The 12,217-nt window shown below is 59.2% G+C and carries 9 protein-coding genes; 3 read left to right on the top strand and 6 right to left on the bottom strand.

All coding sequences use genetic code 11. The features are described from left to right. Positions 1-243 precede the first annotated feature (243 nt). On the bottom strand, positions 244-1,572 hold the full coding sequence (locus NKJ23_RS25935) for a dicarboxylate/amino acid:cation symporter (protein ID WP_352615322.1): 1,329 nt from the start codon (positions 1,570-1,572) through the stop codon (positions 244-246). A 54-nt stretch (positions 1,573-1,626) separates the two neighbouring features. Beyond that, a complete protein-coding gene (locus NKJ23_RS25930) occupies positions 1,627-1,833 on the bottom strand; it encodes a hypothetical protein (RefSeq protein ID WP_352683288.1) in 207 nt (68 codons plus the stop codon). Positions 1,834-2,574: 741 nt separating this feature from the next. On the opposite strand from NKJ23_RS25930, the gene nifA reads away from it, so the two are divergent. The 3 genes from nifA to NKJ23_RS25915 all read left to right on the top strand — a co-directional run bounded on the left by nifA (position 2,575) and on the right by NKJ23_RS25915 (position 6,853). Next, a complete protein-coding gene (gene nifA, locus NKJ23_RS25925; RefSeq protein ID WP_352683286.1) occupies positions 2,575-4,347 on the top strand; it encodes a nif-specific transcriptional activator NifA in 1,773 nt (590 codons plus the stop codon). 235 nt (positions 4,348-4,582) lie between these two features. Further along, entirely contained in the window at positions 4,583-5,722 is a 1,140-nt protein-coding gene (gene hisC, locus NKJ23_RS25920) for a histidinol-phosphate transaminase (RefSeq protein WP_023678255.1), read from the top strand. 90 nt (positions 5,723-5,812) lie between these two features. Further along, complete coding sequence (locus NKJ23_RS25915) at positions 5,813-6,853, top strand: LLM class flavin-dependent oxidoreductase (RefSeq protein WP_352683284.1); 1,041 nt, start codon at positions 5,813-5,815, stop codon at positions 6,851-6,853. 246 nt (positions 6,854-7,099) lie between these two features. Here the strand turns inward: NKJ23_RS25915 and NKJ23_RS25910 are convergent, their stop codons facing one another. The 4 genes from NKJ23_RS25910 to NKJ23_RS25895 form a co-directional block, all read right to left on the bottom strand. Continuing rightward, entirely contained in the window at positions 7,100-7,303 is a 204-nt protein-coding gene (locus NKJ23_RS25910) for a hypothetical protein (protein ID WP_352457028.1), read from the bottom strand. 159 nt (positions 7,304-7,462) lie between these two features. After that, on the bottom strand, positions 7,463-9,358 hold the full coding sequence (locus NKJ23_RS25905) for an ABC transporter ATP-binding protein (protein ID WP_352683282.1): 1,896 nt from the start codon (positions 9,356-9,358) through the stop codon (positions 7,463-7,465). Next, positions 9,358-11,226, bottom strand: coding sequence for an ABC transporter ATP-binding protein (locus tag NKJ23_RS25900; RefSeq protein ID WP_352683280.1), 1,869 nt, complete (start codon positions 11,224-11,226; stop codon positions 9,358-9,360). Before NKJ23_RS25900 ends, NKJ23_RS25905 begins: the two co-directional genes overlap by 1 nt. Before the next feature lie 73 nt (positions 11,227-11,299). Next, complete coding sequence (locus NKJ23_RS25895) at positions 11,300-12,205, bottom strand: SIR2 family NAD-dependent protein deacylase (protein ID WP_352594664.1); 906 nt, start codon at positions 12,203-12,205, stop codon at positions 11,300-11,302. Positions 12,206-12,217 lie beyond the last annotated feature (12 nt).

The following is a 12,217-nucleotide window of genomic DNA, read 5'->3' as shown; positions in this document are numbered from 1 at the left end:
ACAATGCTTTCGGGTGGGCAAAGTGAAGACGCCCGCATACTGAATGATCGACAGCGTATTGGACTACTCCAGACGTAGACCGGCCGGGTATAACGGAAGGTTCATTCGCTTAGGGCGGCGATGATTTGCACTCACACATTTAGCGCTTCTGATACATGGTCCGTGAGGCGCCGTTTAGAGCCTGCGAGTCGATCGTTCAGGTCATGTGACCAGCTTGGCGAAACCGGTCGCGGTGCGTCGCCCTTACTCGGCGGAGGATAGCCGGTTTGATGCCTCGGCAAGCTGATGACCGCAGAAGGCGGCTTTCATCTGCGCTTGGTCCAATTCTCCTTCCCAGCGGGCGACGACGAGGGATGCCACTGCGTTACCAACGCAATTCGTCAACGCCCGGCATTCGGACATGAAGCGGTCGATGCCGAGTATCAGGGCCATCCCAGCAACGGGAACACTCGGAACCACCGCGAGCGTAGCAGCCAGGGTGATGAAGCCCGCACCTGTCACACCTGCAGCGCCCTTGGAGGAAAGCATCGCAACGAGCAGCAGCAGCACCTGATCGCCGATTGACAGATCGGTGTTCGTCGCCTGCGCGATGAAGAGGGCCGCCAGGGTCATGTAGATATTCGTGCCGTCCAGATTGAACGAATATCCGGCCGGGATGACGAGACCCACAACCGAACGCCTGGCGCCCGCCTTCTCCATCTTCTGCATGAGCGAGGGGAGCGCGGCCTCCGAGGAGGACGTTGCGAGGACAAGCAGCAGCTCTTCCTTGATGTAGCGAATGAGAGAACAGATCGAAAAGCCGTTGTAGCGGCAGACCGCGCCGAGAACCCCGAACACGAAGAGGAAGGCGGTGAAATAGAACGTCGCGACCAGCATCGCGAGGTTGACGACCGAACCGATGCCATATCTGCCGATGGTGAAGGCCATTGCGCCGAAAGCGCCGATCGGCGCGGCTTTCATCAGAATGCCGACGAGCTTGAAGACAGGCGCGATGAGCGCCTGAAGGAAGGAAACGACAGGCTTGCCCGTCTCTCCGGCCATCGCGAGCGCCATGCCGAACAGAACCGAGAAGAACAGCACCTGCAGGATGTCGCCTTCCGCGAAGGCGCCGACTATCGTTGGCGGGATGATGTTCATCAGAAAGCCGGTGACCGACTGCTCGTGGGCCTTTGCGGCATAGGTATTCACGGCCTGGACATCGAGCGAGGCCGGATCGATGTTGAGGCCGGCGCCAGGCTGGACGACATTGGCGACGATCAGGCCGACGATCAGCGCGAGCGTCGAGAAGGTGAGGAAATAGACCATTGCCTTGCCGGCGACCCGGCCGACCTTGTGAAGATCGTTCATGCCGGCAATGCCGGTCGCAATTGTCAGGAAGATGACAGGCGCGATGATCATCTTGACCAGCTTGATGAAGGCATCACCCAGCGGCTTCAGGCTCTCGCCGGTCCCCGGATAGAAATAGCCAATTGCGACGCCGAGGGCGATGGCGGCAAGCACCTGCGCGTAAAGCTTGGCATAGAAGGGTTTGCGGGGCGCGGGACTCGCGCCGCGGACTTGTGCAGCTGACACTGTTTCTCTCTCCCTGACCGGATCGAGGTGGCGTGACTTCTCCCGGGCTTCTCCCTATCGCGGCGCTCCGGTCGAACGCTGCACCAACGCCGCCGCAATACCCATGCCAAATGGATCCGCATGACCTGAACTGACGTTGGGCTCGCCAACTGATCGGATGCGGTGGCACAAGACGGGAATGACAAGGCCGCCGTCCAGCACGCGCTTGATGTTCTCCGGCAGATTGCCGGTCGATCTCTCTGGCTTGCGGTTTTGCTGCACATCGTGGTGGGCTCCTCGGTTTGCCGACTTTGGGAAGGGCCGCATCGCTGGCACCAGAGCGGAGAATTGCCGTGTTCTTTGCCGCGCTCCCGCTGCAGCGACAGCTTGAAAGCGACGTCGAGACGTAGGGATTGACGCCGCTGGTGCTGACCGCGACGATGCGGTTCAGAAGTTCCGAGCACCGCCGAGAAAGCCGCGCTCGACCGCCAGCTTCGCGCCTTCACACGCGACGCCGCCGCCTTATCTGCGTCATCAATATCGAGGAAATGGCGGTTGCCGCGACCGACCAGTGCCGTCGGCAGTGATTATCGCTCCCGCCCCTGGTTCGCAGGCGCTGGTGAATGGCACGGCCCGGCAATTTATACTCGGCGCGGTCAGCCGCTCGGGCACCGCATCGCCGGCGCCGTATTTCTGTCGTTCAACATCGCCGACAAAAATTAGAACTGATGAATTCTATCATAGGCCGCGAGGTTTCCTTTCACGAATGAAAGAAAGCTCGATTGACTATCCCGGCTCGCTCCAGTCTTTTGAAAATCAACGTGTGGTTGCCCCCGTGCAAGCCGAGAACGTGGCCAAGCTTAGTGGAGGGAGAGCCAAGCGATGCGTCAGGGGTCGACCCGCTTTGTACTCGACCACACGGCGGTGGCACGAGTTCACTTCAGAGCATTTTCGCGCTTGCCCGCGACGTCGCGGGCGCACATGCCGCCGGCATGCATTTCATGGCGCGAGATCGAGGATCACATGCACCACAACATTCCCAAATCAGAACAAAATGCCAGCGAGTGCCGCATTTCGCTTCCGGATGCGAAAAGGGCTTACCCAAAGTCCGAGACGAACACCGCGGTCCCTTTTGTGCCATCGCACGAGCACGCGCTTACCGGCATCTTCGAAATATCGAAAGTACTCACCGACCCCGCCCGGCTCGAAGTCACGTTGGCCAAGGTCGTCGATCTCCTGCCCTCGTTTGTGCAGATGCGGCACGGCATCATCGCTCTGTTCGACGCTGAGGGCATACTGGACATCACCGTAGTCACCGGCTGCGACGAGAACAGCGATGAGCGCTCCCGGATGCGTCTGCCGCGCAAGGCAATCGATCGGATTGTGACGACGGACACGCCGCTCGTCGCCGAGAACATAGCGGTGCATTCGGCCTTCACTGCCGCTGACATAGAGGTGCTTGGGGTCTCCGACCCCGTGTCGTTCATCGGCGTTCCCATTCGTGTTGATGGGAACGCCGTAGGCACGCTGACTATCGACCGCGCCTTGGACAGCAGGTCAACGTATCGGCTCGATTATGATGTCCGGCTGCTCACCATGATCGCCAACATGGTGGGACAGACAGTCAAGTTGCACCGCTTCTCCGCGGGCGACCGCGAACGACCGACAGAGGTGGAAGATCGGCTGCAAACGCAATTCTCTGATGTCAAGCACCCTGCACCGCAGCGCAAGAAGGTTCACGTCAAGGGGATGATTGGCGATAGTCCGGCGCTAAGCGCGCTGCTCGAGAAGATCGCAGTGGTAGCTAAGGCAAAGACCACGGTTCTGTTGCGAGGCGAATCCGGTACCGGGAAGGAGCTGGTCGCCAAGGCAATTCACGAGTTGTCGCCGCGCGCCAAGCGGCCCTTCATCAAACTCAATTGTGCAGCGCTGCCAGAGACAGTCCTGGAATCCGAATTGTTCGGTCATGAGAAGGGTGCCTTCACAAGCGCGTTCAATTCCCGCAAGGGTCGCTTTGAGCTCGCCGACAAGGGGACGTTGTTTCTGGATGAGATCGGCGAGATCTCGGCCTCCTTCCAGGCAAAGCTACTGCGCGTGCTGCAGGAGCAGGAGTTTGAGCGCGTCGGCAGCAACCAGACCATCAAGGTCGACGTTCGCGTGATTGCCGCCACGAACAGGAACCTTGAAGAGGCGGTTGCAAGGAATGAGTTCCGCGCCGACCTATATTATCGCATCAACGTGGTTCCCTTGCTGGTGCCGGCATTACGCCAAAGGCGCAGCGATATTCCGCTCCTCGCAGCTGAGTTTCTCAAGAATTTCAACAATGAGAACGGCCGTACGCTGACCTTCGATGCGCGTGCGATTGAAGTACTGATGAAATGTGAATTTCCCGGCAACATTCGCGAGCTTGAAAATTGCGTGCACCGGACAGCGATCCTGGCGGAGGGACGATCAATCGGGAGAAACGACTTTGCGTGCTCCCACGACCAATGCTTTGCCGAGGCACTGCGGAAGAGCAGATCGGGCAAGGCCGCGCTGCAACCAGCGCCAATCCTCCCAGAGGAAGTGAATCCGGCCACGCCGCCGGATGCGGCCGCTCGTTCGGCCGCCACCACAGTCCCGCCTGCCGGAGCAACCCACTCATTGGGCGCGAGGACCACCGACGCCGAGCGCGTCATTGCTGCCATGGAAAGATGTGGCTGGGTGCAGGCAAAGGCGGCGCGCCTGCTTGGACTGACCCCGCGCCAGATTGGCTACGTGCTGAGGAAATACGGCATCGAGGTCAAGCGTCTGTGAAAGCATGACTCAGGCGGATTAGCTGAGACCGCTTAGCGGCTTGGCCCGCGCAGGGATGCAGATCCGCGTCCGCGTCAAGTCGATCCGACCGAGGACAGCCTGGCCGAATTCCCGTGGCAGCCGGCGTTGCGACCATCTTGTGAAAGGCGACGCTGCCATCGTCAATCCGTCCGCCATGTTGCTCTCGTTGCGAGCTCATACGGATGCCCCTGTGCGACTGAAACGGAGATAAAATATGTCCGATGCAAAACTGCAAGCTGTGCTTTCGTCTCTTCCGCAAGGGACGCGACAGTTAGATGCTCTGCCGTCCAACGGACCAGCGCCGGACAAAAGTTTTGTCAAGCTGAATACGAATGAGAACCCGTTTCCGTTGCCGCCAATCATAATGCAAAGTGCAGTGGCGGCCCTCAATCGCCAGTATCTGTATCCGGACGACGATAACATCAGCTTGAGGGAAGCAGCGTCCAATACCTATGGGGTATCCACGGATCAGGTCATCGCAGGCAACGGGTCGTCTGAACTGCTCGGACTCATCTACAGAGCTTTCCTCGCCCCTGGCGACAAGGTGGCGATGATATCGCCAGGGTTTTCGTTCAACCGCAAACTTGCCATGTTGCATGGTGCTGAGTTTCTCGAGATCGGATGTCAAACTCATTCGCTGCCAATGGAGCAATTGCTTTCCGGTCCGGCAAAAGACGCCAAGTTCATTCTGGTGGCCAATCCAAACAATCCGACCGGAACATTCCTCTCGATAAGCAATATCGAACGCCTCGTGGCACAATCGGATCGCCTGGTCGTCCTTGATGAGGCCTATGTCGACTTTGCACCCGATCACGGGCTGCGCCTCATCAACCGTTATTCGAACCTTCTGATCTTGAGAACATTTTCGAAGAGCTATGCCGCCGCCGGCATTCGCGTCGGTTTCGGTTTCGGTCACCCTGAGATTATTGGCAGGCTGCGCAACATCCAGAACGTCTTCAACATGAACGTGATCGGGCATGCGGTTGGTATCAGCGTGCTTGCGCATCGCGGCGCCTACGCAGAGAACCACAAGCACATCAGACATGAACGACAGCGAGTGACAGCCGCACTGTCGCAACTTGGATTTTCCGTAACGCCCTCCCACGCAAATTTCTTGCTAGCCCGTGTGCCAGCGGGACAGGACGGCTCATGGTGGCAAGCAGCCTTGGAAAGGCAAAAGATACTCGTTGCCTACTTTCCGGACAATGGTTTGGAACATTGCATCCGCGTCAGCATCGGCACAAAAGAGCAATTGGATGCATTTCTTGCTGCCGCTCGCGATATAGTTGGAAGCTTAAACATACCAAGCACCACGGGCAGGGGAGCGTCAGGCTCTGCTCGTTCGGTACGCTGACGCTAATCCGATATCACACATTGCTATCTTTAGACTTGCTTGGTCACCCAAGCACGACTCATTTTTCTTTAAAATCAGGGACAATATCGAGTGACAAACGTCTTTCCTTCAAACCTAGCCTTCGGCATCTTCGATCATCTGGACGAGGACGGCCTCGATATCGCCCGGCAGTACGAAGATCGCCTGATATTAGCAGAGGCGTGCGATCAGCTAGGGTTCTATGCCTATCATCTCGCAGAGCACCACTGTACCCCCCATGGGAGAGGTCCATCGCCGAATCTGTTCTTATCGAGCGTCGCCCAGCGCACCCGGCGCCTGCGTCTCGGACCCTTGGTGATGCTGCTTGCGCTTTATCATCCGCTGCGTGCGTTCGAAGAGATCTGTATGCTGGACCAGTTGAGCGGTGGCAGGCTCGAACTGGGCATAGGGCGCGGTGCTCTCCCGATCGAATTGGGTTACTTCGGGATTGGTGCGGACGCGGTGCCGGGCCGCTATGCGGAAGCCAGCGAAATTCTTGTTGAAATACTTGTTAATGCCATGAAGGTTGGCACGCTGTGCTATCAAGGCCGCCATTTTGAGCTCAATGACGTTCCTTTGACGCTAAGACCTCATCAGCGTCCACATCCGCCGACATGGGTCGCCGCCAATCGACCCGAGTCCGCAGCCTGGGCCGCTGCGAATGGAGCAAATATCGCGTGTGTAGGACCTTCCTCTTCTGTTCGCAAAACTACTGATGCGTTCCGCGCCTATCGAGAGGACAACGCTGGCGCGGGCGATCAAGCGCCATTTATTGGATTGCTCCGCATGGTCGTGGTTGGGCGTTCTGAAACAGACGCGTATTCGATCGCGGCACCTGCTTACGATCGATGGCTCAAGAGCTTCCAATTCCTTTACGACCTTAATGCCATCCCGACTCCACCAAACCTGCCGCTGACCTTCGATGCGGCAATAGAGCGTGAATTGTGTGTGGTAGGATCAGCAGAATCTGTGCGAAAAGCTCTGTTAGATCAGTTGGAAGAGGCAGGTGCCAACTACCTGCTTTGTCAACTGGCATTTGGAAATCTGCCGCTAGAAGCTTCCCTGTACACCGCGACGACCATTCAATCCGAAATCATGGCTCGATTTGTCTGACCATGAAATTCGCGGTCTGATCCGAAGGTAAATCGTTGTAACAGCGCTCCCTCACATTGCTCGAGCGTGCACGTGGTGGGGATTGGGAAATCGTGAGGGAGGCCAAACTGACGACGAGCCGGCGGCACAGATTACCAGGTTTGTGCGTTGGCCGGCATCTGGGCACGGTGTGAGACTGCACGATCCTAAGGAGATGATGGCCGAGCGCGTCACGATGCCGGCACGCATCTGCTCGTCGCGCTCGCGCTAGTCGTTGCCCATAGCCCGCCGCAAGAGGTTCTTCTCGACCGGGGCGGCGCCGGTGGCGGCTCCCGCATCCAGCTTCATCAGCGGCTCGGCGGTAGCAAAGCCGTCACTCGCTACGGCGCTGTTGAGGGCGCGCTCGCGAGCGGCTTTGCTACGCCGAGCGACACCACCTGGAGCGAGTTCGCCCGATGTCGCGGCGTGCACCGCGGTCGGATAACGACGCTGGAGGAAATCGTTCGCAGCCGGTCTTCACGATCCGCGCGAGTGCTTTGCATGAATGCTGCCTGCTTCCTCGTCTGCGGCGGCCTGAGTGTCCGCCGGCACGCCCGAAGTCAATGTCAGTACCACAAGGCCGCCAAGACGTCAGGTCTGGGAGCCGGCTTGTACGGTCGTATCGTGTTCTGGAATATCGTCAAAGGAGGCGTAGTTGAGATTGTAGAGTTTGGAATACAGGCCCCCCATGGCTATTAGCTGATCGTGGTTGCCAGTCGCAATAACTTGGCCATTCTGAAGCACGATGATGCGGTCGGCACCCCGGATCGTGGCAAGACGGTGGGCGATGACGAGGCCAGTGCGCCCTTCAAGCAGCTTTATCAGAGCCTTCTGAATCTGCATTTCCGTGTAGCTGTCGATGTTGGCGGTAGCTTCGTCGAGCACGAGGATCTTGGCGTCGGCGACGAGGGCGCGGGCGAAACTGATAAGCTGGCGCTGGCCGAGAGATAAGTTGTCGCCGCGTTCGCCAAGTTGGGTCTCATACCCGTCGGCGAGGCTCATTATGAAGTCGTGGGCGCCGACCGCCTTGGCGGCCTCGATCACCTTGTCGCGCGTGGCTTCCGTCTTGTGGTATCGAATGTTCTCGAAGACCGTCCCGGTGAACAGGAACGGCTCCTGCAGCACCATGGCGACCTGGCGGCCGAGCGATTCCTGGGTGAGATCGCGCACATCATGTCCGCCGACCAGCACTTGGCCCTGCTGAACATCATAGAAGCGGTGGACCAGGGCCATCGCGCTCGATTTGCCAGAACCGCTCGGCCCGACCAGTGCGACCGTCTCGCCGGGATTGACCCGGAAGGAGACATTTTTCAGCACCGAACGGTTCGGATTGTAGCCGAAGGTGACGTCCCTGAACTCGACCGAGCCGTCCATTTCGGGCGAAAGCATCTCGGCATTGGGTTTGTCCTGAACATCGATCTTGACGTCGAGCACATCGGTCAGGCGCTTGCCTGAGGCCATGGCGCGCTGCATGACCGAATATTGCAGGGTGAGTGAGCGGATCGGGTCAAAGAAGCGCTGGATGTAAAATAGGTAGGCAACCAATACGCCCACATCTATGCGGCCATTCATGACCATCGAGCCGCCGACCACAATAACGGCGGCCATGGCGAGGCCGGTGAGGCCATCGACGATAGGCACCATGACCAGTGCATATTTGGCAGCGATCAGGTGGGTCCTGAGGTTGGCATGGGCCTTGTCGTCAAAAAGGATGAAATTCACCTGCTGGCGGTCCATTGACTGGACGGTGCGCACGCCGTGAATGGCTTCGGCCAGCGCGCCGTTGACGACGGAATTAGTCTCGTGTGCGGCCATGAAGGCGTCGCGGGCACGCGGCAGCCAGACAATGCGGACGATCACCAGGACCGGCAGAACCGAGAGCGTCAGGAGGCCGAGGCGGAAGTCGAGCCACAGCATTACGAAAACGATGCCGAAGAGAAGCGCAACATCGCCTACGGAATATACCGAGGTTTCGAGGAATTCCTGTATGGAGTTGACGTCGCCTTGCAGGCGCGACATGAGGCGTCCGACCTCGGTCTTGTCCATGAAGGAGAGCGAAACCTTCTGCAGATGGCCAAACATGGCGCGGCGGATGTCGAACAGGACAGTTTCGGCCACTTTCCCAACCACGGTTTCCTGCATGTAGCCGGCAGCGAAATTGACCAAAATCGCCAAAACGAACGCGCCGACGGCCGCAAGCTGGGCTGAGCGATCGGTCCTTGCCGGGTTCATGCCCTGGTCGATCGCGTAGCGGATGATCAACGGGATGAGAAGCTGCGTCCCGGTGAAGATCAGCATTGCTGAAATGGTGATGACTACCCTGGCCCGATAGGGACGGACGAAGGTCCAGATGCGCCGGAGGATGCTCTTGTCGAAAGCCCGGCCGAACATCTCCTCCTCGATGCGGTGCGAGCCGACAACGGCGCGCGGAGGGCGTCTGCCGTCGTCACGTTCGGCTTCGAGTTCGCCGGCGCGGCCCTGCGCCATCAGCGGGCGCCCCCATACTGGGTCATAATGTCATCACCCGGGCGCGTCTGGAGATCGTAAAGGGCCCTGTAGCGTCCCCGCTTCGCCAAAAGCTCTTGATGCGTGCCGCGTTCTACGATTTCGCCGTTATCGACAAAAAGGATCTGATCGGCGTGCATAAGCGCACTCAGCCGGTGCGCGATGATGATCGTCACCCGATCCTTGGCGAAGCGCCGCATCGCCGCGCGGATGCGCTGCTCGGTGCCGGCATCGATCGCCGCCGTTGAGTCGTCGAAAACGACGACGGAGGGGCGCAGCATCATGGTGCGAGCAATCGTGAGACGCTGGCGCTGGCCGCCAGAGAGAGAGACGCCGCGTTCGCCCACGACCGTCTCGTAGCCTGCTGGGAGCCCGAGGATGTAGTTGTGGAGCTGGGCGAATTCGCCAGCGCGTTCGATTCGCTGTCTCTTCGCCCAGGGATCGCCATAAGCGATGTTGTTCTCGATCGTGGTGGTGAATAGGAATGCATCCTGCTGTACGACGGCGACCGCCTTGCGAAGCGTCGCGAGGGTGACATTACGAATGTCCTGGCCGTCCAGCATGATGGCGCCGCCGGTCACGTCGTAAAAGCGGGGGACCAGATGAGCCATCGTCGATTTGCCCGAACCCGGCGGACCGACGATCGCGATCGTCTCGCCTCTACGGGCCTCAAAGCTGAGGTTCTTCAGAATGGCGCGGTTTTCGGCGCTGGGGTACGCAAACGAGACATTGTGGAAGCGCAGAGTGCCGTCGCTTATCTCGAGCGGTCTGGCCTCGAGAGCATCCCTGATTGTGATCTCCTGGTCGAGGAGACCGAAAAGCCGCGAACCGCAGCTAGAAGCGCGGGCAAAGGCATTGACCATGAGGCCGATCTGGCGGACTGGCATTTGCAGGATTGTCATGAAGGTCAGGAAGGTCGCCACCGTTCCGACGCTTATCTCGCCAGCGACGAGCTTGCTGCCACCGATCCAGAGCACCAATCCCATTGCGAAAAAGAAGGACAAGGTCATCGCCGACGTGCTGGGCACGTAGATGTCAACTCGGTCGTGGGCGAGGTCGAGCGCGTTCTTGGAAGCGCCGTCGAACTTCAGCATCTCATAGGCTTGAGCCGCAAAAGCGCGGACCACGCGGATGCCTGCGAGATTTTCCTCCATCACGCGGCTCAGTACCGAAAGCCGCTCATGCAGGTCGAGCCAGGTGGCGCGCAGCCTAAGCTGTGTGGCCGATGAGCGCCAGGCGACAAAAGGCACGAAGCTCAGCGCGACCAGGCCGAGCATGGGATCGGTCGAGATCATCATGTAGGCGCCGATCCCGATCAGCATGGTGAGCAGGAGCACGCGAACGAGCGCGGTGGAAAAATACATCCGCACGCCTTGGAGATCGAGCATTCCGATGGTGATCAGATCGCCTGAATGGACCCGGTCGTGAAAGGAAAAGCTGAGACGCTGGATCTTGTCGTAGTAGGCGAGCCGCAGTTCGTACGCGACATGATGCCCGACGGCTTCGGCAAAATAGTTCTGCGCCATCGTGAAAAGGCCGCGTAGCGCGCTGACGGCGAGCAGCACGAGAGCCGGGATCCAGAGCGCTTGTCCTGCCGCGGTCCCCGCGACACCGCCCCCGATGGCTGTCTGGGTCTGGTCGACAGCCCGGCCGAGCAGCTGGGGAATGAGCAACTGGAGGATTGCAGCCATGATCGTCGAGCCCATAGCGAAGGCGACCTGCCAGGGATGCCGCAAATTCATACGCGTGATGCGCAACAGCGTACTTAAATCCCGGCCCCAGCGCGCCGCTTCCACATGGGTCAACGAATTCAGAGCGTTCGTTGCGCTGCCGATAGCATCACTGCTCACAGGTGTATTCCCGACTGCATTTTGCGCCTTCGAGGCAAGCCGAAGGACCAATCATCAAAGGGGCCCGCCATTGTTAATCCTGTCCACCACCTGCAGCAGTGCCCGTTCCTATAAGCCGAGCCGCGGCTTCACTTACTGGCATGTCGATCACCGTGATTCCGCTTGCCGCAAGGAAACGCGCTTCGTTTCTGGTCAGCGTTTCCGCGTCCATTACCGCGCAATGTGGACCTCGGGAGCGCTTCATGATCTGCCTGGCGTAGGTGCGCAGCATCTGATCGTTGAAGCGGCAGCCAACGAAGAAAAATCCACGGGTGATGCGCCCTTCCTTCACCACGTCTGGGATCGGTGTCTGGATATCGATTTCGGTCAGGACTTCGACATAGTCGGAATCTGCGACGAGAAAGTTTTGCGCAGGCCTAATACTCCCGTGAGGTGTATAGAGAACCGTCTTTTCCCCCGATCGGGGGTCGAGTTCCCTCCCGGACAAATCGTAGGTTTTCGTCCAAATGTTACCGATTTCGTTCGCCCGCGTGACGCCTTGTATCTCAACGACGTCCGTTCGGCCGGTCTCTACGAGAGCCGTGCGCATCGCGCCGTCGTACCAGCTGTCGACGATGAGGGAGAGCGGCAGCCTTGCGAGCCAGGCGTGGAGGAGGGTCGGCGCCACCGGCGCTGCGAATATGTCGGTCATCCAAGCTTGAAGCGTTCGGCGATGCCGGCGCTGTTCGATGAACTGCGCAACCGACCACATATTGGTGCGGATCCTGGAAGGGGCTGGCGCCCGTGCATTGAGTGCCGCGGCAACGACCTCCGGCGTATGCGGCACAGGCGGTTCCGCACAGTTGAACCCAAGAAGACCCGGACCGAGATAGGGGATCACCTGATCGGCGGCGAGCGCTTCGTTCGCCAGGTCAAGCAGCTTTTCGGCAAAACTGTCCCGCACGATGACCAGGTGGCCCGATGTCAGGATCGTGTTCATGCTCGTTTCCTC

The organism is Mesorhizobium sp. M0184, from assembly GCF_040322215.1.
In the GTDB taxonomy this organism is placed as follows: domain Bacteria; phylum Pseudomonadota; class Alphaproteobacteria; order Rhizobiales; family Rhizobiaceae; genus Mesorhizobium.
This window is presented reverse-complemented; position numbering and strand designations above follow the sequence as displayed.

What these genes read in the sequence shown, in the direction of transcription:
- nifA (WP_352683286.1), top strand. Translation starts at nt 2,575, where the DNA reads ATGCACCACAACATTCCCAAATCAGAACAAAATGCCAGCGAGTGCCGC.
- hisC (WP_023678255.1), top strand. Translation starts at nt 4,583, where the DNA reads ATGTCCGATGCAAAACTGCAAGCTGTGCTTTCGTCTCTTCCGCAAGGG.
- NKJ23_RS25905 (WP_352683282.1), bottom strand. Translation starts at nt 9,358, where the DNA reads ATGGCGCAGGGCCGCGCCGGCGAACTCGAAGCCGAACGTGACGACGGC.
- NKJ23_RS25895 (WP_352594664.1), bottom strand. Translation starts at nt 12,205, where the DNA reads ATGAACACGATCCTGACATCGGGCCACCTGGTCATCGTGCGGGACAGT.